Source organism: Cupriavidus nantongensis, from assembly GCF_041726985.1.
Lineage (GTDB): Bacteria > Pseudomonadota > Gammaproteobacteria > Burkholderiales > Burkholderiaceae > Cupriavidus > Cupriavidus nantongensis_A.
On sequence record NZ_CP168303.1, the window covers coordinates 2,362,046 to 2,383,080 of the forward strand.

The 21,035-nt window shown below is 68.6% G+C and carries 17 protein-coding genes and 1 tRNA gene; 5 read left to right on the plus strand and 13 right to left on the minus strand.

Features of this window, described 5'->3' with window-relative positions; all coding sequences use genetic code 11:
- Window positions 1-170: 170 nt before the first annotated feature.
- Window positions 171-1,349, plus strand: coding sequence for a benzoate/H(+) symporter BenE family transporter (locus ACEI37_RS22115; protein WP_373378164.1), 1,179 nt, complete (start codon window positions 171-173; stop codon window positions 1,347-1,349).
- A 19-nt stretch (window positions 1,350-1,368) separates the two neighbouring features.
- Here ACEI37_RS22115 and ACEI37_RS22120 read toward each other — a convergent pair whose 3' ends face one another.
- A complete protein-coding gene (locus ACEI37_RS22120) occupies window positions 1,369-1,887 on the minus strand; it encodes a hypothetical protein (RefSeq protein WP_373378165.1) in 519 nt (172 codons plus the stop codon).
- Window positions 1,888-2,119: 232 nt separating this feature from the next.
- On the opposite strand from ACEI37_RS22120, the gene ACEI37_RS22125 reads away from it, so the two are divergent.
- Entirely contained in the window at window positions 2,120-2,452 is a 333-nt protein-coding gene (locus ACEI37_RS22125) for a multidrug efflux SMR transporter (RefSeq protein ID WP_012353408.1), read from the plus strand.
- Here ACEI37_RS22125 and ACEI37_RS22130 read toward each other — a convergent pair.
- Both ACEI37_RS22130 and ACEI37_RS22135 read right to left on the minus strand, forming a co-directional pair.
- Complete coding sequence (locus ACEI37_RS22130) at window positions 2,400-2,678, minus strand: DUF2188 domain-containing protein (RefSeq protein ID WP_373378166.1); 279 nt, start codon at window positions 2,676-2,678, stop codon at window positions 2,400-2,402. The genes ACEI37_RS22125 and ACEI37_RS22130 overlap by 53 nt on opposite strands.
- A gap of 181 nt (window positions 2,679-2,859) precedes the next feature.
- Window positions 2,860-2,934: transfer RNA gene (locus tag ACEI37_RS22135), tRNA-Arg, on the minus strand.
- Window positions 2,935-3,247: 313 nt separating this feature from the next.
- Here ACEI37_RS22135 and ACEI37_RS22140 point away from each other — a divergent pair.
- Both ACEI37_RS22140 and ACEI37_RS22145 read left to right on the plus strand, forming a co-directional pair.
- Entirely contained in the window at window positions 3,248-3,541 is a 294-nt protein-coding gene (locus ACEI37_RS22140) for a hypothetical protein (RefSeq protein WP_115680712.1), read from the plus strand.
- A gap of 66 nt (window positions 3,542-3,607) precedes the next feature.
- Window positions 3,608-4,384: a PP2C family serine/threonine-protein phosphatase gene (locus ACEI37_RS22145; protein ID WP_373378167.1), complete on the plus strand. Its 777-nt coding sequence runs from the start codon at window positions 3,608-3,610 to the stop codon at window positions 4,382-4,384.
- Between the two features lie 27 nt (window positions 4,385-4,411).
- Here the strand turns inward: ACEI37_RS22145 and ACEI37_RS22150 are convergent, their stop codons facing one another.
- From ACEI37_RS22150 to ACEI37_RS22190, 9 genes are all read right to left on the minus strand, one after another.
- On the minus strand, window positions 4,412-5,752 hold the full coding sequence (locus ACEI37_RS22150) for a sigma-54 interaction domain-containing protein (RefSeq protein WP_373378168.1): 1,341 nt from the start codon (window positions 5,750-5,752) through the stop codon (window positions 4,412-4,414).
- Complete coding sequence (locus tag ACEI37_RS22155; RefSeq protein WP_373378169.1) at window positions 5,749-8,862, minus strand: peptidase domain-containing ABC transporter; 3,114 nt, start codon at window positions 8,860-8,862, stop codon at window positions 5,749-5,751. The genes ACEI37_RS22150 and ACEI37_RS22155 overlap by 4 nt, the downstream gene beginning before the upstream one ends.
- Window positions 8,843-9,595, minus strand: a complete 753-nt coding sequence (locus ACEI37_RS22160) for a peptidylprolyl isomerase (RefSeq protein ID WP_373378170.1) — start codon at window positions 9,593-9,595, stop codon at window positions 8,843-8,845. Before ACEI37_RS22160 ends, ACEI37_RS22155 begins: the two co-directional genes overlap by 20 nt.
- 78 nt (window positions 9,596-9,673) lie before the next feature.
- A complete protein-coding gene (locus ACEI37_RS22165; protein ID WP_373378171.1) occupies window positions 9,674-11,056 on the minus strand; it encodes an HlyD family efflux transporter periplasmic adaptor subunit in 1,383 nt (460 codons plus the stop codon).
- Window positions 11,053-13,734, minus strand: coding sequence for an FHA domain-containing protein (locus ACEI37_RS22170; protein ID WP_373378172.1), 2,682 nt, complete (start codon window positions 13,732-13,734; stop codon window positions 11,053-11,055). Before ACEI37_RS22170 ends, ACEI37_RS22165 begins: the two co-directional genes overlap by 4 nt.
- 228 nt (window positions 13,735-13,962) lie before the next feature.
- A complete protein-coding gene (locus ACEI37_RS22175) occupies window positions 13,963-15,423 on the minus strand; it encodes an efflux transporter outer membrane subunit (RefSeq protein WP_373378173.1) in 1,461 nt (486 codons plus the stop codon).
- A 183-nt stretch (window positions 15,424-15,606) separates the two neighbouring features.
- Entirely contained in the window at window positions 15,607-15,873 is a 267-nt protein-coding gene (locus ACEI37_RS22180; protein ID WP_115680719.1) for a hypothetical protein, read from the minus strand.
- 305 nt (window positions 15,874-16,178) lie between these two features.
- Complete coding sequence (locus ACEI37_RS22185; protein ID WP_092307142.1) at window positions 16,179-16,607, minus strand: DUF4399 domain-containing protein; 429 nt, start codon at window positions 16,605-16,607, stop codon at window positions 16,179-16,181.
- Window positions 16,608-16,665: 58 nt separating this feature from the next.
- Complete coding sequence (locus tag ACEI37_RS22190) at window positions 16,666-17,091, minus strand: DUF4399 domain-containing protein (RefSeq protein WP_373378174.1); 426 nt, start codon at window positions 17,089-17,091, stop codon at window positions 16,666-16,668.
- Window positions 17,092-17,526: 435 nt separating this feature from the next.
- On the opposite strand from ACEI37_RS22190, the gene ACEI37_RS22195 reads away from it, so the two are divergent.
- Entirely contained in the window at window positions 17,527-18,609 is a 1,083-nt protein-coding gene (locus ACEI37_RS22195) for a formylglycine-generating enzyme family protein (protein ID WP_373380299.1), read from the plus strand.
- Window positions 18,610-18,658: 49 nt separating this feature from the next.
- Here ACEI37_RS22195 and ACEI37_RS22200 read toward each other — a convergent pair whose 3' ends face one another.
- Window positions 18,659-20,755, minus strand: a complete 2,097-nt coding sequence (locus tag ACEI37_RS22200) for a protein kinase (RefSeq protein WP_373378175.1) — start codon at window positions 20,753-20,755, stop codon at window positions 18,659-18,661.
- Window positions 20,756-21,035: the final 280 nt, after the last annotated feature.

A 21,035-nucleotide genomic window follows, 5' to 3' on the forward strand; every position in this document is an offset into this window, starting at 1 on the left:
AATCCAGCATAACAACGGCCCACGCCCCGCTCCAGTCGGACAAGTCCGTAAGGGAAAGCCCCGTCAACGGCGGTTGGCGCGCCGCAGCCCGCCGAACCCGGCCAAATTGGTACGGGCAAGGCACTCGTGCGAAGATGGCGGCCGTACCCAAGTGCCTGCTGCCCGTCCCCATGACCACCGCTTCCCTCAAATTTTCCGACCTGTCCGTGTCGGCGCTCGTCGCCGGGCTGGTCGCCACGCTGACCGGGTACACCAGTTCGCTGGTGCTGATGATCCAGGCGGGACACGCCGCCCACCTGACCGACGCGCAGATCTCGTCGTGGATCTGGGCGCTGTCGATCGGCATGGGGATCACCACCATCGGCCTGTCGCTGGCGTTGCGCGTGCCCATCGTGGTGGCATGGTCCACGCCCGGCGCGGCACTGCTGATCGCCAGCCTGCCCGGCGTGCCCTATGCCGAGGCAATCGGCGCCTTCCTGCTGGCCGCCTTGCTGATGACCGCGGCCGGCATGACCGGCTGGTTCGACAAGCTGATGCGCGCCCTGCCCGCCAGCATTGCCTCGGCGCTGCTGGCCGGCATCCTGTTCCGCATCAGCGTCGACGTGTTCGTGCAGGCGCAGCACCAGACCGTGCTGCTGCTGGCGATGTTCGCCGCCTTCCTGCTGGGGCGGCGGCTGTGGCCGGCCTACGCGGTGCCTGGGGTGCTGCTGGCCGGCGTGGTGGTGGCGGGCGTGCTCGGCCAGCTCGATTTCTCGGGCGTGCGGCTCGAACTGGCCGTACCGGTGTGGACCACGCCGGCATTCTCGATGCCAGCCTTCATCAGCCTGGCCATCCCCCTGTTCATCGTCGCGCTGGCGTCGCAGAACATCCCCGGGCTGGCCGTGCTGCAGGCCGATGGCTACCACGTGCCGGCCTCGCGGCTGATCACCGTCACCGGGCTGGCCTCGGCCGCGCTGGCGCCGTTCGGTTCGCACGGGATCAACCTGGCGGCCATCACCGCCGCGATCTGCACCGGCCCGCAGGCCGATGCAGATCGCCATCGCCGCTATACCGCGGCCGTGGTCTGCGGCGTCGGCTACCTGGTCGCGGGCACGCTCGCCGCCAGCATCGCCGCGCTGTTCGCCGCCTTCCCGCAGGCGCTGGTGGTGGGCGTGACCGCGTTCGCGCTGCTGGGCTCGATCGCCAACGGCCTGACCGTCGCCATGCAAACGCCGGCCGAGCGCGAAGCTGCCCTGCTGACCTTCATGATCACGGCCTCGGGCATGACCCTGGCCGGCATCGGCTCGGCATTCTGGGGCGTGGTGGGCGGCATGCTCGCCTACCACGTGCTGCGCCGCCGGGCAGCCTGACGGCAGGCCCGGCGCGGGGCTACAGCAGCAGGAAAGCCAGGTCGGACAGGCCGATCTCTTCGGGCGGCACACCCTTGCGGCGCTGGAACAGGATGTGCTGCATCACGCGGTCGCGGTCGCCGGCGAAGGTCTCCGGATCCAGCCGCAGCGCCACGCGCGCGTAGTGCTCGGCCAGCAGCCGGTAGACCCGGTGCCGCACCCGCAGCATCTCGTTGTCGGCATGCAGGCGGCTCATCGCGCTGGTTTGTTCTTCCTCCAGCTGGCGCATGCTCACCACCACCCGGGCATGCATGCCGCGGTAGCGGTCGATCTCCGCATGGGCCTTGCGCAGCTCTTCGCGCAGCGCGCGCACGTCCTGCAACAGCTTCAGGTTGTGCTGCACGCCGCGCTGGATGCGCGCGGCCTCTTCCAGCGCGTGGTCCGCCGCCGCAATGGTGTCCTGCCATGGATTGGCGTCCGGGGCGATGGCCGTGTCCCCTGACCCCGATGTTGTCGACGATGCCGGCACGGCGGCGCCGTCGATGCCAGTGTGCTGCATACCGCTCCCCTATCCCCATGCCCGCCGCCGGCATCGTCATCTTGTGCCGGCTTGGTCAGGCGTTGTCGCGGGCCAGCGTGGACCCGCCTGTTATGGTTCTGCGCGTCACATTCAACCTGCCCTTGCCGCCCCGCACAACCACCGCGAGGGAGGGACGCGGCTTTGGCGCAACATGCACGGGACGCTAAGATGCCGGCTCAGGCCCATTGCCGGCCAACCTTTTCTGCATGCCATGAACGGATATCTGCTACTCGCCCTCGCCATCGTCGCCGAGGTCATCGCCACCAGCAGCCTGAAAGCCTCGCAGGGCTTTACGCGGCTGCTGCCCAGCGTGCTGGTGGTCACCGGCTACGTCGCCGCCTTCTATCTGCTGATGCTGGTGATGCGCACCGTCCCGGTCGGCATCGCCTATGCAATCTGGAGCGGCGCGGGCATCGTGCTGGTATCGCTGATCGCGGTGGTGTTGTACCGGCAGGTGCCGGATCTGGCGGCCTGTGTCGGCATCGGGCTGATCATTGCCGGGGTGGCGGTGATCCAGCTGTTTTCGAAGACGAGCGCCCATTGACCAGCATCGCGCCCTGGTTCTTCCCATCCCTGCCAAAGGAAATGCGCCGGCCGATACGGCCATCGCGCGTGTGCACAATCAAGTCGACGCGCTCCTGCTCCGCCTTCGCCGTGCCGGCCGCAATGGCCGCTTCCCGGCTGGGGAAGAGCAGACGGCCCTCGTTGCCGCACGCGCGCTCCACCACCCACTGAAGTCCCTCGATCCGCAAAACGTGAACGTCCGACATGACTGCTCCAAAGCTGACGGAGTGAGTATCTGCAGTCGGCCCGCTGGTCGGTATCGGATTTTGTCCGACGAGGCGGATTTGCAACGGCGGACCACGAGATGCGGCAGACGATAATGCCGCTGAAAAATCCTGGAGCGACGCGGGAGGAAGGATTTTGGCAGACGGTTGCCAAATGAATCTGTGGTCCCGCCGACAGGAATCGAACCTGTATCTAGCGCTTAGGAGGCGCTCGTTCTATCCATTGAACTACGGCGAGGGACAGGACTGCCGGGATCGGTAAGCCGCAGGCGCGGTGATCCTGGAGACGGGCGGGAGTATATCAAAATCCGCACGCCGGCGGCCCGGCGCCGCCCGGGGTGGTGGGTGTTGGCCGACACCGGCATGCCGGAGTGTCGGCGCGCATCCAACGCGGCGGCGCCCGCGGCAAGTGGCGGCTGGTCCCCGCCCTGCCCGAAACCCGCGTCAGGCCCGGGAAACCGGCCTGCGCCGGTCCTCTGCCCGTCGGTGGCATGCCGCTTGCTCAACCGTCCGTACCGCCGCGCATCGGCGCCTTCCACCGGAGACCGCATATGGCCACCCTCTCGATCAATGACCTTGCCGGCTGCCGCGAACTGGCTCCCGCCGCCATGGCGCGCGTACGCGGCGCGGGTGGGCAATGGGTATTCGGCTGGATCCGGCCGTTCGTGCCGTCGTCGCCGGCGCCGCTCGGCACGGTGATCAACTTTTACGAGATCAACTACAGCTTCTATGCTGATCAGATAAACAACCAGTTCCAGAACATCGATATCCGCAACAACGCGCCGAACGCCAATATCAATGTCCGGGGCGATCAGGGTGCCAGGAACGACGGCCGGCTGGTCTGATCCGGCAATAGCCCGGGCGCCCTCCGGCGCTGGCGTGGATCGTTGCGGATCGCAGCGGAGAACAGCTTGGGTTTCGACTCGCATTTCCGGTGGACCTCGGCGGCGTGCACGGACGTCGGGCGCGTGCGCGAGCGCAATGAGGACGCCTGCCTGGACCTGCCCGGACAGGAATTGTGGGCCGTGGCCGACGGCATGGGCGGCCATGCCGTGGGGGATTTCGCCAGCCAGGCAGTGGTGCGGGCACTCGCGGCGCTGCCGCCGCAGGCGCGGCTGGAAGACCGCATCGACGCCACGCGCGCGGCCTTGCAGGGCGTGAACCTGGCGCTGGTCGACGAAGCCGCGCGCCTGGGCGTGCGCTGCATCGGCAGCACGGTGGTAGTCATGCTAGCCGGCGACAGCCGCTGTGCCTGCCTGTGGGCCGGGGACAGCCGGCTGTACCGGCTGCGCGGCGGCCAGCTGGCGCGTCTCACGCGCGACCACAACCAGGTCGAGCGCCTGCTCGCGCGCGGACTGATCACGCCGGAGCAGGCGCGCCACCATCCCGCGCAGAACACCATCACGCGCGCCGTCGGCGCGGCGCCGACGCTGGCGCCGGAGCAACTGCTGACCGACGTGGCCGACGGCGACGTCTACCTGTTGTGCAGCGACGGCCTGAGCAACGAAGTCGACGATGACGCGATCGCCGCGGTGCTGGCGCAGCAGGACGTGGCGCAGGCCGCGCTGACGCTAGTGCAGAAGGCGCTCGATGCGGGCGGGCGCGACAACATCTCGGTGGTGGTGCTGCGCGCGGCCGACCCTTGCGGCTCGGACCGCACCCTGGTCAACCCCGAGCTCGACACCTGACGCCTCATGCCAGAAACCCGCCGCGCCCTAGCCCTTGCCGGCTTCGGCCTGCCGGCTGGCGCGGAAGTCCTTCGAGTGGATGCCGTGCTTCTTCAGCAGCATCTGCAGGTGCGAGCGGTTCATGTCGAAGCGCCGCGCCAGTTCGGCGACGGTGCCGCCCACCTCCTGCAATCCGCGCTCGAGGAAGGCGCGCTCGGCCTCGTCGCTGGCCGCGCGCTTGGCTTCGCTGAGCGAGGTCGCCGTGGCGATGTCCGCGCCGGCCGCGCCGCTGCCGACGACCGCCAGCGCGGCGGGCTTCGGGCGGATGTCCTGCGGCAGGTGCGGCAGGTCGGCGGTATCGCCGGCCAGGCAGCTCAGCCGGTACAGCAGGTTGCGCAGCTCGCGGATATTGCCGGGGTAGTCATAGTGCAGCAGGAAGTCACGCAGCCGCGGCGTCAGCCTGATCGGCGCGCGCCGTAGCATGCCGGCGGCCTCGTCGCTGAAGTACGACACCAGCAGCGGGATCTCGTCGCGCCGCTCGCGCAGCGCCGGCAGGCTGACGTGGATCACGCTCAGGCGATAGAACAGGTCCTCGCGGAAGGTGCCGGCCTGGCTCATGCGGCGCAGATCCTTGTTGGTCGCCGCGACGATGCGCGCATCGACCGAGATGATCTCGTCCGAGCCGACCCGCTGGATCTCGTGCGCCTCGAGCACGCGCAGCAGCTTGACCTGCCCGGTCAGCGGCAGTTCGCCGATCTCGTCCAGGAAGATGGTGCCGGTATGCGCGCTCTCGAACTTGCCGCGCCGGTCGTTGCTGGCGCCGGTGAAGGCGCCCTTCTTGTGCCCGAACAGCTCGGATTCGAGCAGGCTGTCGGGAATGGCACCGCAGTTGACCGAGATGAAGGGCTTGTCGGTGCGCGCGCCGTTGGCGTGGATCACCTTGGCCATCAGCTCCTTGCCGGTGCCGCTCTCGCCGTCGATCAGCACCGGCAGGTCGGTCGGCGCGGCCTTCTCGGCGATTTCCAGCGCCTCGAGCAGCCGGGGATTGTCGCCGAAGGTCCCTTCGAAGATAAAGCTGCGCTCCATCAGCGCCTGGCGGCGCTCGCGCGGCAGGCGTTCGACCTCCGGCGGCGCCGCATCTTCGGCCGTGGATCCGGCCGCGGTGTCGGCAGACGATGCCGCCTGCACGAAGCGCTCCTTGTGCGACAGCCCCATCACCTCGTCGCGCAGCGTGGTGGCCTGCTTGAGCAGCTTCTCGATCTCGGGCCGGTCCAGCTTCGATGCCCAGCGCAGCGTCGAGCGCAGGATCTCGATCTTTTCGATCAGCCCGGCGAACGACACCGGCGAAGTCACCGAGACGGGGGTGGCACCCTGGTTGTATAGCTTCATGCGGCACTCAGTTGCTTCTGCACCAGTTGGAAATACATGCCCTTGCGCTCCAGCAGCTCCTCGTGCCGGCCCTGCTCGACGATGGCGCCTTCGTACAGCACCAGGATCTTGTCGGCCTGCATGATGGTGCTGAGCCGGTGCGCGATGATCACCGCGGTACGCCCGCGCAGGATTTCCTGCATATTGGCCAGGATGTTGCTCTCGGACTGCGTGTCCAGCGCCGAGGTGGCTTCGTCGAACACCAGCAGGCGCGGGTCGTGGTACAGCGCGCGCGCAATGCACAGCCGCTGGATCTGCCCGCCCGACAGGCCGATGCCGCGTTCGCCGACGACCTGCTCGTAGCCCAGCGGCAGCTTGCTGATAAAGGCATGGGCGTCGGCCATGCGCGCCACTTCCTCGATGCGGCGCCGGTCCGGGCTGTCGTCGCCGCAGGCGATGTTCTCGGCGATGGTGCCGGAGAACAGCAGGTTGGACTGCATCACGTAGCCGACCTGGGCGCGGTAGAACGCCGCGTCGATCACGTTCAGGTCGTAGCCGTCGACCGTCATCGAGCCCTCGGTGGGCTTGTAGAAGCCCACCAGCAGCTTGGCCAGCGTGGTCTTGCCCGAGCCGCTGCGGCCGACGATGGCCACCATCTCGCCGGGCCGGATGGCGAAGCTGATGTTCTCGAGCACATAGGGCGTGTCTTCGCCGCCGTAGCGGAAGTACAGGTCCTTCATCACGATCTCGCCCTGCAGGTCGGGCAGCATCACGCGCGACAGCACGTCCTGCGGCTTCTGCTCCGGCTCCAGATCGAGCACGTCGCCAAGGCGCTCCATCGCCACGCCGGCGTCGTTGAGCTGGCCCCACAGCGCCACCAGCCCCATCAGCGGCGCCAGCACGCTGCCCATGAAGGCGTTGAAGGCCATCAGCTGGCCGATGGTCAGCTCGCGCTCCAGCACCAGCGTCGCGCCCACCCACAGCACCGCGATGGTGGTGGCGGCATTGAGCAGCTGGCTCGCCAGCCCCACCAGGATATGGAACTGCTGCGCCTTGTACTGCGATTCCAGCGCCTTGGTGTACTTGCGCTCCCAGCGCAGCCGCACCGGGCGCTCGATGCCCATGCCCTTGACGGTCTCGGCGCCGCCCAGCGTCTCCATCAGGTAGGCCTTGGCATCGGTCGAGGTCGCGAACACGTCGCGCGCATAGGTCTTGACGCGCGGCGTCACCACCACCGTCAGCGCGGCGATCGGGATCACGAAGGCGATCAAGAGCAGCGTCAGCTTGACGTTGTAGAGAAACATGATGGTGAAGTAGATAAACACCATCAGCAGGTTCAGCGCCGTGGTCACCGTCGATTCGGTCAGGAAGGCGCGGATGGTCTGGTTCTCCTGGAAGCGCGCGAAGATGTCGCCGGTCTTGCGCTTGGCGAAGAACGACAACGGCAGCGACAGCGTGTGCCTGAAGAAGTGCGACATCATGGCGAAATCCATGTTGCGCACCATGAAGTTGGCCAGGTACGCGCGGATCGTCGACATCAGCTGCGAGAACACGCTGGAGATGATCAGTCCCGCGATCAAGAGGTGCAGCAGCCCGACGTTCTGGTGCACCACCACGCCGTCGAGGATGTTCTGGATGATCAGCGGCGGCACCACCCCCAGCATCTGGATCACGAAGGTCGCCAGGAACAGGTGCGCCAGGATCTTCTTGTACGGCGCCAGGTAGCCGATAAAGCGCAGCCACGGCGAGCGCTGCACCGACAGCTGCGTCATGCTCTCGCCCGGCGTGAACAGCAGGCAGGTGCCGCTCCAGCCGCGCTCGAATTCCTCGGCACTCATCTTGCGGAAGCCGATGGCGGGATCCGCCACCCACACCCAGCGCGACGAGATCCCGTACACCACCACGTAGTGGTAGCCCTCCCAATGCACGATGAACGGCAGCTCGAAGCCCATCAGCGAATCGCGCGTGCATTGCACCCCGCGCGTGGTGAACCCCAGCGACTCGCCCGCCCGGGCCAGGCTGTCGAGCGTGGCGCCCTGCGTGGTGACGTTGGCCAGCTCGCGCAGCTTGCCCAGCGTCATCGGGATGCCGTAGTGCCGGCAGATCATCGCCAGGCAGGCCGCGCCGCAATCCATCTCCTCGGCCTGCTCCACCAGCGCGAAGCGGCGGATCAGCTTCTCGCCGAGCTCGGGCCGGGAGGCCAGGTCAAGCAGTACCGGACGCTTGCGCCGCTCGGCCAGCTTCTTCTGCCGGTGCAGCTCGCGGTCCAGCACCCGGATGCGCTCCTCCAGCACCTCGCGCAGGCGCGGATTGCGCTCGAGGACCAGCTGCACGGTTTTCTCGGGAATCACCAGCAGGCGCACGTCGGTCTCGGCAATGGCCGACGCCAGCTGCTCCTGCCGCATCACGCAGGCGCGCTCGCCGAAGATGTCGCCCTGGCCCAGCGTCGCCAGCGGAAACTCGCTGCCCTCTTCGCTGCGCACGATGCGCACCGTGCCCTGGCGCACCACATACAGGCGCCGGTCCTCGCGCCCGTCCTGCTTCAGGATTTCCCGGCCGGCCGCGACGCGCTTGACGCCGACGCTGCGCACCGCGTCTTCCAGCTCCTGTTTGTCGAGCTTGCCGCGCAGGTCGAACAGCCGCGCGACAAAGCCGCCGGCCGAGCTGATCGCGACATAGCTGGTGATGAAGGCCAGCGCCGCGGGGTTGCCGGCCACCACGGGCTCGCTCACGCTGCGCGGGATCATCAGCAGCTCGGTCTTGCCCGAGGCGCGCACCGACGACTCGTGCCGGTATTCGCGCAGCAGCGCGAGATCGGCAAAGACCTCGCCGGTCTTGCGCACGCCCATGCTGATTTCCTTGCCGTGCTCCTCGTTGAACACGCGCACCGAGCCGGACTTGACGATAAACAGGCCCGGCGCGGCTTCGCCGGCATTGCAGACGGTGTCGCCAAAGCCGAAGCTCAGCACCTGCGCGGCGTCGGCCAGGCGCGCCAGCTCTTCCGGCGTCAGCACCGACAGGATCTCGACCGACGCCAGGAACGCGGCCAGCGCCGACCCCGGCTCCGGTTGCTGCGGCGCGGCGGTGGCGGCGTCGGCCGCTCCGGCCTCGCTAGCGGGCTTCGATGACATGTTCCTGCGCCCTGGCCATCAGCCAGTCCTCACGCAGCAGGCGGCGCACTTCGACCGCCACCTCGCTGTCAAGCGTGGCCGGGTGCTTGGCGCGCACCAGGAAGACCTCGAAGAACGAACGGTCGGCGGCCGGGAACGGCCCCAGCAAGTCGCCCGGCTCGGCGTTGAAGACTTTGGCCTCGATCTCGGTCTTGAGCGAGCCGCGCAGCACCTTGCCGATCTCGCCGCCGCGCTCGCGCGTGTCGGCAATGGAATGCTCGCGCGCCATCTCGGCAAAGGCGTCGGGGTCGTCCTGCAGGTAGGAGATCAGCTCCCTGGCCTTGCCCTCGCTGTCGACCACGATATGGCTGACCTCGATGCTGTCGAAGCGCGGCGAGTTCAGCGCAAAGTATTCCTGCACCGCCGCCTCGCTGCACACCTGCGCCATCATGCGCTCCTGATAGAGGCTGTCGGTGATGAAGGCCTCGAACTCGTCCAGGCTGACGTTGAGCGCATCCAGGTAGTGGTTCATGTCGGCGGCGCGGTGCAGGCCCTGCACGCGGCGGAACTGGTCGGCGCGTTCCTGGATCTCTTCAGGCGTGACCACCAGCCCTTGCCGCCTGGCGGCGTGCACGGTCAGCTTGTCGCGCACGATCTGCTCGACCAGCCCTTCGAACTGCCCGGTCAGCTTGAGCAGGCGCACGAATTCCTCGACCCCAAGCACCTCGTCGTCGATACGCACGATGCCAGTCATTTTTCCGACTCCTTTGGCGGCCTGGCGCGGCGGTGCACCAAGGCTGTCCAGATGCTGTTCCAGTATTCGACCGCGGCGCTAGCCCGCCACCTCGCGGAAGGGATCGAGCCCGAGGTCGATCAGGCGCCGTTCGCGCACCACGATCTCCGCCGTGGCGGTCATGCCATAGCGCAGCGGATACTTGTTGTCGGCCACGGTGTAATAGTCGCGCGCCAGGCGCACGCGGCCCTCGTAGACCGGCTGTTTGTCCGGCCCGCCCGGCTTGGTCGCGGGCGAGATGAATTCCAGCGTGCCATCGATGATCCCGTAGCGCTGGTACGGGAACGCATTGAACTTGAGCTTGACCGGCAGCCCCTCGCGCAGGAAGGCACGGTCGCGCTCGGCAATCACGATCTTCACCACCGGGCGCGCATCCTTCGGCGCGATGCCGCCCAGCGGCGTATTGGCCTGCACCTTGTCGCCGCGCTGGGTCGAGGTGACGTCAGTGATCACGCCGGACACCGGCGCCAGGATCAGCAGGAAGTTGTCCTTGTCGATGTTCTCGAAGCGAATGCGCGCGGCGGCGTCCGCGACCAGGCGGGCGGTCTGCACCTGCAGGCGCAGCTTGTCCTCGGTATTGGAGATCTCCCGCAGCGCCGCGTCATACTGCACGCGCAACCCCGCAAGGTCCTGGCCGCTGCTTTCCAACTCGGAGCTGGCCTGGGTCAGCTCGCGGCCCAGGCGCGCCTCCAGTTCGCCCAGCCGTGACTGCGCCACACGCAGGTTGTTGTCCGCGTCCTGCGCCGCGGCACGCTTGGCGTCGACCTGCGATTGCGACACCCCGCCGCCACCGGGCAGCGCCAGCAGGCGCGCATAGCGCTCCTGCTCCTGGCGCGCGAACTCGCGCGCGCGCCGCGCGTTGTCCAGGTTGCTGCGCGCTTCCTGCAGTTGGGCGCGCTGCTGCTCGGCCAGGCGCGTGGTGCCTTCGGCGATGCGGGTCTCGTGCTGGCGCGTGGCCACGTCGATCTGCTGCTTGAGCGCCGCCGCGCGGCGTTCCATCAGCGCCTTCTTGTCGGGGAACTGCTTCCACTCGCGTTCGGAGTCTTCCAGCTTGAGCTGCGCCTCCAGCGCGTTAGCGGCGGCCTCGATCGCGCCACGCGCATTCAGGCGTGCCAGCACATCGTCCTTGGACACGGGCTGCCCCTCCGCCACGTAAAGGTCGGCCAGCTCGCCGTCCACCGGGGCATAGAAGCGCCGCACCTCGGACTCCGGCGCCAGTGTCCCCTGCGCGGTGACGACGACATCGGCATGGCCGACGAAGGACCAGACCAGCCCGCACAGCACCAGTGCGAAGGTGGTGACGATGGTCAGCAGGCCCAGGCGCGACGGCTCGGCGCTGAGCAGGCCGATGCCTTCGGCGCCGTGGTCTTCGAGCGCCTCGGACAGTGGCTTGAGGCCGGCCTGGCGGGCATCGTCCTTCATGGCTTCCCCTGTGGCGCCAGTGGCGGGACCGTGGCCGCAGACGCAGCCGCGACGGACTCGGGCGCATTGCCGGTGTCTTCACCGCCGATCAGCGCGAGCTTGGCCTTGAGCACGGCGGGATCGAGCACCGTGCCCAGCTCGCGCAACGCGTGCCGCTGCTGCTCGGCCTCGGCGCGGATCTCCTGTTCGACCTTGGCAAGCTGCGCCAGGTCGGCGCTTTCGCCGGCACGCAGTTGCGTGAAGATGCGCATGCCGCGGCGCGCGTCGTCCTGCGCCTGCGACAGCAGCCGCGCCTGCGCGCGGAACTTCGGCGAGATGCCGGGCTCGAGCCGCTGCTCGCCGCCGATCACGCCGTTGGCACGATACTGCTTCCACGCCGCGAGCGCGCTCGCCATCAGCTCGCGCGCGCGGCGCAGGGCGCTGTCGCGCACGCCGTTGACATCGGCCTCGACCGCCTTGGCGAAATAGCCGTCCTCCTCCGCCTCGAGCATGGCGTAGAAATCCAGCAGGCGGTCCTCATAGCCACGGCTGCCGCGCGCGGACTGCAATGCGGCGTACTGCGCCGCGACCTGCTGCTTGTGCGCGACGTCGCGCGCCAGGTCATCGGCCCACGGCCCGCCGCGGATCTGCCCGAGCGCGGCCAGCGCGGCGGTGCTGTCGCCGCGTTGCCACGCCCCGGCTGCGGTCGCATACGCGCGCGCCACCTCCGGCGGCGGCAGGCGCGCGTCCAGGCTGGCCAGCTGCGCCTGGAACGGCGGCGTGGCGAAACGGCTGTCGGCCAGCCGCGCCACCAGCTGCCCCGGCCGGCGCGCGCGCAATGCCTGCAGCAGGCCGGTGTAGCGCTCCAGGTCCGACTGCAGCCGGTCCAGTCCGGCCAGGCGCGGATACTTGTCGCGGTATTCGGCCAGCACCGGCTGCAAGGCCTCCGGGCGGTCGCGGCCCAGCTCGGCAGCGATGGTGGCATTGAGCCGGTCGATCGCCGCCAGATAGACGGAGGCATCGTTCTGCAGCCGGCGCACATCGCTGAGCGCATCGGCATACAGGTCGCGGAACGCCGGCACGTCGGCGGCGATGCGGCCGAGCGCGCGCTGGTGCGCGGCGGTGTCCTGGTTCCAGTACGCCAGCAGCTGGCGCATCGCCGTTTCGTCGGTGTAGAGCCGGATCGGCGCATCGGCGGCGCGCGTCGCGGTGAAGCGCTCGAGCCTGCCGACCCAGTCGAGCTCGGCCACCAGCGGCCGCGCTTCCGCGTTGTGCGTGCTGAGCTGGCGCAGGCGCGCCAGCACGGCATCGGCGCCGGCCATGTCGCCTGCCTTCAGCCTTGCGGCAAAGTCGGGCACATAGGCGCGCAACAAGGCTTCGGTACCGATGGCCTGGACTTCGACGTCGTCGGGATGCCGCGCCAGGTAGCTGTCGGCGGCCTGCGCCGCGCCGTCGTGGTCGCCGGCGGCGAAGCGTGACTGCACCGCGCGCTCCGGCGCGCCACGCCAGTAGACCGCGGCGCCCGCCACCAGCGCGAGCAGCAGCAAGGCCCCGCCCCAGCGCGCCGCGCGCCGCGTGCGCGCCGGCTGGTCCAGTCCGAACAGCCGGGCCCCTTCCGCCAGCAGCAGCGCGGCACGGCCGCGCGCGCGGTGCCCCCCCGCGCGCGCGCCGTCAGCAGCGGCGGTGGCTGCCGCGGCCTGCGCCTCGGCTTCAGTGTTGACCTCGTCCTCCTGGTGGGCGGCGTAGTCGACGCAGAAGATATCGAGGAAGGAATCGGGCGCGCCGACAAAGGTGGTGCGGTCACCGTCGTCGCGGGCGGGCGGCGTGGCGGATGTGGCAGCCACTGCGGCAGACGATGCGGGCGTGTCGGGTGTGTCAGGCGTGTCTGGAAGCTGCAGCAGCGAACGCGTCGCCGTGGCATCGCCGCCATCGGACCGCACCTGGGCCTGGTAGACAAAGTGGTTGCCGCCAAACGCGATCAGGTCGCCATCGTCGAGCGGCACGCCGTGGTCGGCCAGGCGCTTGCCGTTGACGAAAGTGCCATTGGTGCTGCCAAGGTCCTCGACGAAGGGAATGCCGCCCTTGAGGTAGATATGCGCATGGCGCCGCGACAGGTAGTTGACCTGGTGCGGATAGCTGTCGCGAAAGCGCGCGAAGGCATCGTCGCCCTTGCTGATCAGGTACGGGAACTGCTCCACATGCAGCGGCTGCAGCCCGACGTCATGGCGTTCCGGCACCAGCGTCAGCGCCACGCGCGGCGGCTCGGGCTGCGGCGCGCGCGGCGACAGCCGCACCCGGAACGACAGCATCGGCCCGAACGCGACTTCATCGCCATCGCTGAGCCGCGCCGGCTGGCGCGCCACTGCCACGCCATTTACGCGCGTGCCGTTCTTGCTGCCGAGGTCCGCCACATAGACCGCGCCGTGCTCGGCAAAAATGCGCGCATGGCGCCGCGACAGCGGTGCGGACAGTGCTTCGGGGTAGGCGGCGAACGGCAGCTCGCTGCGGCCGACCGCGAACAGCGCTTCGTCGATGCGGATCTCGCCAAGCTCGGGGCGCGCCACCGGCGTCAGGAATACATCGAATTCCTGCGCCGCGTTCTGCGCCACATTCGGCGCCGCATGCTGCGCGAGTTCCCGTGCGGATCCCTGGGCCATTTTCACCGGCATTTCCATGATCAGTGCTTCGTCAGGAGCCATGTTTCCAGCGAGCCAACAGCGCGGCTGCCGCGGCGGCGGGCCAGGGGGGATGAAGCGACTAAGAACATAGTAGGCGACGGCCTAGGCTAGTCAATCGGCCACGGCAAGCGTGGTTGGGGTGGCAGCGGCATCAGCTTGAAGCCAGCGGCCTGCGCGCGCGCAGGCATTGCGCACCGCGTTGCTTGCGCCGGCATCACCTTCGCGCCGAGACGGCATCGCCGGCACCACTTACTGCGGTGGATTCAGGGCGGTGTTGCGCACATCGGCTTCGGGCCAGCCGCCGCCGAGCGCCTTGTAGAGCGTGATGGTGTCGCCCAGGATTTGTTGGTGGACCGCCAACAACTGCAGCTGCGCCGCCAGCAGCGAGCGCTCGGTTTCGAACACTTCGAGCTGCGAGACCACGCCTTCCTTCAGCTGCGCCTCGATCTGCGCGGATACCACGCGCAGCTGTTCCACCTGCTGCTGCAGCTCGATGCGCTGCTTCTTGTGGGCGTCGACGTTGACCAGCGCGGTCTCGACTTCCTCGAACGCGGTCATCACGGTGCGGCCATATTCGTTTTCCGCCACGCCCACCTGCGCCTCGGTGGTCTTCACCCGCGCGCGTACGCCCGGGTCGAGCATCGGCAGGTTGATGCTCGGCATGAAGCCGAAGGTGAAGGACTTGAGCAGGTCGCTCAGCGCGAAGCTGGCGGTGCCGCCGCGCGCGGTCAGGCTGATGCTGGGCAGCTGCGCCAGGCGCGCCTGGCCGACGATGTTGTAGGCGGCCAGCACGCGATACTCCGCCGCCACCACGTCCGGGCGCCGCGCCAGCAACTGCGACGGCAGCCCCGCCGGCACGGGGGGCGGCTGCACGCGGTCCTGCAGGCGCCCTGCCGGCACCTTGAGATTGCCGGCGGGCACGCCCACCAGCGTCGCCAGCGCGTTCTCCGCCACATCGCGCGAACGGCGCAGCTCGAGCAGGTCCTTGTTCAGCCGGTTGATTTCGGCCTGCTGCTGCATCACGCGGATCTTCGGTACCAGCCCGTTCTGGTACATGGCCTGGTAGGTCGACAGGATCTGCCCGTTCCTGGCCACGGTGCGCGACTGCTGCTCGATCTGCTCGTCGAACTGCAGGATCTGGAAGTACGTGGTCGAGACATTGGCCACCAGCGTCAGGTAGCCGGCACGCCAGTCGGCCTCGGTAGCGCGGAACTCGGCGGTCTGCGCCTGCACGCCCTTCTCGACCTTGCCCCAGATATCGATGTCCCAGTTCAGTTGGGCGCCGGCGTTATAGGTCCAGGTCGACTTCTGCCCCGTGCTTTTGTCGAAGCTTGCGCCGGCGCCGACGTCGATCACCGGCAGCCCGCCGGCGCGGGCCTCGCCGATCTGCGCGTTGGCCAGGCGGATGCGCGCCGCCAGCACCTTGATGTCGTAGTTGCCGGCCAGTGCGCGTTCGATCAGCTGGTTCAGGTACGGGTCCTTGAAGCCCAGCCACCAGTTCGGCTGCACCGCTTCGGCGGGCGATACCGTGATCGAGTCCTGGCGCGACCATTCGGCCTTGGCCGGCGTTTCGGGGCGCTGGTACACCGGCGGGCGGAAATCGGCGCAACCCGCCAGCAGGGCCAGGCCCGCCAGCGCGGCAAGCCAGGCAGCACGGCGCGGCGAGCGGATCACCGCGAGCGCGGACGGGGCGATGGGGAATTCGGGCACGATGTGTTCCTGCGTGCGACGGCGGCGGTCGGCGGGGCTGTACCGGTTCGCTGGTCCAGCGGGGCAGCCGCGTCTGTCTGTATTGTGGTGCGCGCGGGCGCGCGCTCCAACCCCGATCAGTACGGGGTCGGCAAAAGCGCCGCGGGGACGCCCCCGCGGCGCTGCGCCATCTCAACCATCCTCTCAACGATAGATATTGTTGCTGGCGTTCTGGTTGGTATCCACATGCGAACGGACATGGTCGAGGAAGGCCGAGCCGTTGCCGTTCAGGTTGGTGACGGACTGCATCTGTGCGATCTCCTGCACGGCGGTGATGCTCTTGTCGAACGAGAGGTTCAGCGGCTGGAACACGGCCACGAACGGCAGCGCGCGGCCGCCGCGCACGGCGTGCATGCCCTTGCGGTCCAGGGTTTCGACGGTGGTCAGGTCGGTGAGGGTCAGCTTGGTCATGATGGTCTCCGGTAGAGGACGGGTGTTGCCTTGGGTTTCAGGGTTCGAGCATCGGGTCGGTGTCGCGCTCGGGAGGGACAAACGCAGGGACTGTGCCAGCGCGCCCGCGATGCCGGGGCAGATCGCTGAAGTGCCTGTAAACACGGGGTTTTTTCGTTTCGGGAGCGTGGCCGGGAAGGACTGCGGCGCGATTGACGCGCGTCGTGGTGGCGGGAGGGCGCCAACAGATCGGAGGATGCGTGTTGGGATCAGGCCAACAACCTGGCCCGATTCCGCGTCAGGTCACTGGCCCGCCTGCGGCAGGCTTACTTCACGTAGATCGTGATCCGCTTCGAATACACCGGCGGGTTGGTCGGTATGTGCTTGTCATCGCCCATCAGCAGCTGCAGCGTGTGCTTGCCCGGCGCCAGCTCGATCATGGTCTCGGTCTCGCCCGCGCCGAAATGCAGGTGATTGCGGTCGTTGGGAATCTCCTTGTCCATCGGCGGCAACTCCACGTCGATCAACAGATGATGGTGCCCGGTATTCGGAAACTTCACGTCCTTGGGCGCCACCCCCATGTTGCGCAGCCCGAACCACACCTTGAACGGCTTGCCGGCGGGCAGGGTCTGCCCGTCATTGGGCCAGCCGATATACAGATAGGCATTGGGCGGCGCAGCCGTGGGCCCGCCCTGCACCCACGCGGACAGCAACAGGCTGACGGCGAAGACAGCCGCGGCGAGTAGTCGGGACATGGCGCTCTCCCCTGTTTGTTGATCGGCTCTGCCGGCGTGCGCGGCGCATGCTGCGTCGCTATTTCACCGTGATGGTGATCTTCTTCGAATAGATCGGCGGCTCGAACGGAACGTGCCTGGCGTCGCCCATCAGCAATTGCAGCGTGTGCTTGCCCGGCGGCAGTTCGATGCGCGCATCGGTCTCGCCCGCGCCGAAGTGCAGGTGGTTCTTGTCCGAGGGGATTTCCTTGTCGAGCGGCGGCAGTTCGGTATCGATCAACAGGTGATGGTGTCCGCAGCGCGGCGATTCGATGCCCTTGGGGCATACGCCCATATTGCGCAGGCCCATGCGCACCCAGAACTTGCCGCCGCCGATGACTGCGCCGTCGTGCGGCCAGATGATATAAACCTCGGCATTGGGCGGGGCAGCCGTCGGCAACGACAGCGAAGGCGCGGCAGCCAGCGTGACAGCCGCCAGCACGCGGAGCAGGAATCGTCTGGACATACGCGTCGCCTCCCCGAGATCTATCCCGAAACCCGATCACGTTGTCCCGAAAGCCCCTTGTTGTTGCTTGTTGGTCAGCGCTCGGCGATTCGTCATTCAGGTTAGAACGCAAGCGCGGAAAACGCGACCCCGGCGTGCGGCGTCGGCCAGGCAATGCTCCGCCGCATCCACACGCGCTGTGCTATCTTGAAGCAAGCCGGTCGGCGTCCTGGCCACACCCCAATGTGCCCTGCGCATGCCGGCGGCGACGGCATGCAATGGAATCGCGGCGGCTCCAGCGAGGTGTGAAAGATGTGGCGCAACCTACCAGTGGTACGCGTGGCTGCGATGATCCCGATGGCCGCCACGGCAGCGCTGCTCGCCACGGCAATGCCCGCGGCTGGAGAATCGACGCAAGATTCGGCAGCGCAAGACCGGACACTGCTCGCCGGCATCATGCCGAAGAACACGGACGAGCAGTATGAGCTGAGCTTCTGGGAATCGATCAAGAACAGCAACTACGCCGCCGACTACGAGGCCTACCTGAAGCAGTACCCCAACGGCAGATTCGCGGGACTGGCCAAGGCGCGGCTCGAGCGCCTGGCGGGCAGCGCCCCCGCGCCCAAGGCGCAGGCGCCCGCGCCACGCCCCGGCGCCGCCCCCAGCGGACAGGCCTCGCGATCCCCTGCGCCTGCCACGGCTTCGGCGCCCCCGGCCAGGGCGGCACCGGCCGCCCCCGCGGCCGCGCGTCCTTCAGCACCAGCGCCCGCGGCGCCGCGGGCCGGCACGGCAGGCGACGGCGTGGCCGGTACCACGCTGCGCACCGCGGAGATCCGCGATTGCCCGGCCTGCCCGGCGCTGGTCACGGTGCCGGCCGGCAGCTTCACCATGGGCAGCAGCGCCAGCGACCCGGCCGAAAAGCCGCCCCATCAAGTCTCGATCGCCCAGCCCTTTGCCATCGGCCGCTATGAAGTCACGGTCGAGCAATGGAATGCCTGTGCCGACGCCGGCGGCTGCCAGCGCATTCCCACCGTCGCCGACAGCGCGAAGAACGCACCGGTACGCGACGTCAGCTGGGACGACGCGCAGCAGTACGTGGCTTGGCTCAGCAAGACCACCGGCAAGAGCTACCGGCTGCCTACCGAGGCGGAATGGGAATACGCGGCGCGCGGCGGCAGTGCCACCACCTACTGGTGGGGCGACCAGATGCGCAAGGGCAATGCCAACTGCAAGGACTGCGGCGATCCGTGGAGCCAGGATGCGCCGGCGCCGGTGGGTTCGTTCGCGGCCAATCCCTACGGCCTGCATGACGTCAACGGCAGCGTGTGGGAATGGGTGGCCGATTGCTGGCACAGCTCGTACAAGGGCGCACCCGCCGACGGGCGCGCATGGAACGAGAACGCCTGCGGCGCGCGTGTCATCCGCGGCGGCTCTTGGCGCGAAGGCGCCAGCTACATGGTGTCGTCGACGCGCTTCAAGTACAGCCCGAGCGTGCGGCAGTCGCAGAACGGCTTTCGCGTGGCACGCGACATGAAGTAGCAAGCCGCTGCGGCGTAAAGCGCAAGCCCGCCCACCGTGGTCAGCGCCGTCAGCGCGCGCGCGTGGAAATCTGCACCATGTCCGCGCTGATGCGGTCGCGGCCATAGGTGCGCGCCATCTGCGCCAGCGGCTTTTCCAGCGCACGCAAATACTCCTGGCGCGACTCGACCTCGGCACGGCGCGACGCGAACAGCGGTGCCGGCGTGGTCAGCATCACCACCAGTTCGTTGCCGAAGGGCGCCGAAACGATCCAGTCGCCGCTGTCGCCGATGGTGGCGTGATGCGCCGGCGGCGCCTGGTGGGCCGGAATGCGCTGGCTCGGCACCATATGCGCCACCTTGCCGTCCGCGGCAAAGTAGTCGACGTAGACATAGGAATCCTGCGCCGGCGTGCGCAGGTCGAGCACCATCGGCGCGCCCTCGGTCAGTTGCGTGCCCTTGCCGCGCAACTGCAGCGACGACGCCGTTTCGCCCTGCCGGTTGCCCGACCAGTACGGCGCGATCATCCTGGCCACTTCGCATTTGTCGGCGGCGAGCGGCTGGGCGTCGACCACCACCTCGCGCAGCGCCTTGGCGCCGGGCAAGCCGCTGAGCTGTTCGCGCAGGCGCGCGGCGCCCACGCTTTCCGCCAAGTAGCCGCGCACGTGCAGCGTCTGGTCCTGCCGCGCGCCGGCAAGCAGCGAGCATGGCACGGCGGCCAGCAGCTTGCCGACCTCGGCCATCGACAGCTCCGCCGGTGCGGCTGGCGCGGGCGGCGCAGGCGCACGCGCAGGTGCGGCGGGCGGCTCCGCAGCCGGCGCGGCGGCGCTCAGCGGCGCGGTCGCGCCGGCATCCGCGGCCGGGGCTTCGGCTGGCCGCTGCGACTGCCAGGCGTAATAACCGAGTGCCGCCACGCCGGCCAGCGCGGTCAGCACGCCGCCGGCCACCAGCGGCCCGGAGCGGCGCACCGGGCCGCTGGTCGCCGCCGGCGCCACGCTCATGCCCTGCAGGAAGCGCGCGACCGTCGGCGTGCGCGTCTCGCGGTCAAGCGAAAGTGCTTCACGCAGGGTCTTCCATTGCGTGCGGCCCAGCTGCGGCAGCGGCGCCGGCTTGAGCCCGGCTTCACGCGCCTGGTTGGCCGAGAGCCGCTGGTAGGGATGCTTGCCGCTCAGCAGTTCGTAGGTCACGCAGGCCAGCGCGTAGATATCGTCGCGGGGGTCGGGCTCGCGGTGCTCGAACATCTCGGGGCTGGCATACGCGGGCGTCATGCCGCCCAGCGAACCGGGATCGAATACGGTGCGGTCGGACTCGTCGGCCGGCGGCAGGAAGCCGCGCGCGATGCCGAAGTCGATCACCTTGACCTCGCCGTTGGCGGTCAGGAAGACATTGGCGGGCTTGAAGTCGCAGTGCACGAAGCCGCGCTCGTGCGCATACGCCAGCGCATTGCCCATGCCCTGGATGATGGGCATGGCGCGCGCCATCGGCATGCCGGCAAAGCCGGGGGCCTTGAGCACATGGTTGAGCGACGAGCCCGACAGGTACTCCATGGTAAGGAAGACCACCGGCCCGTCGCGGTCGAAGTCATAGACCGTGACGATGTTCCGGTGCGCCAGCGTCTGCGCCTTGCGCGCCTCGCGCTGCAGCGCCATCAGCGACTTGGGATGGCCGCTGAATTGCAGGTTCAGCACCTTGATGGCGATGTAGGGCCGGCGGTCCGAGGCTTCCAGCTTGCGCAGGTCGAGCGCCTTGTAGACCGTGCCCATGCCGCCGACACCCAGGCATTCCTCCAGCACGAAGCGACCGTTGAGCGTATCGCCCACGCCCTTGGTGGCCGGCGTCTGCGGCAGCGTGCCGGGTTCGGGCGAGGCTGCATACATCGAGCCGGTCTCGGTACCGGCCAGGCGCGTGGCGTCGCTGGCGCCGTCGCCATCGCCGTCGTATTGGGTGGCGCCGCGGCGCTCGATGCGCCGCATGACTTCGGCATAGACCGCGGGCGGAAACGGAAAGCGCGTGTTTTCCTCGATCACCACCCGTGCCGCCTGGCTCGGCGTGGTGGGGTCCTGCGCCAGCGCCGTTTCGAATGACGCGACGAACTCGTCGTCGGAGAGACCACCGTTCTGGAACTTGCGGATCAGGTCTTTGAGACTGGCCACGGGATGCCCTGACATGGTTGCTGGCAGGGCCTGTCCCACCCTGCGGATATGCCCTCTCCTCGCTGGATACTAGTGCGCACCCAAGGCATGCGCAAACCATGCGGGGGCGGCATGCGAGCGCACCCCGGCGCGCTTTGCATGCGTCATGGCCGCCTGCGCGCGCCACTGTCGCAGCGGCGCCAACACCGGCGCCGCCGGTGTTGGCCGCGGCCCGTCATACCGCGCCGCCAGCAGCGCCGCGCAGGCCGTGCGCGCGAGCCGACATCGGCTGCAAATCCCCCTTGTTTTCAGGCAC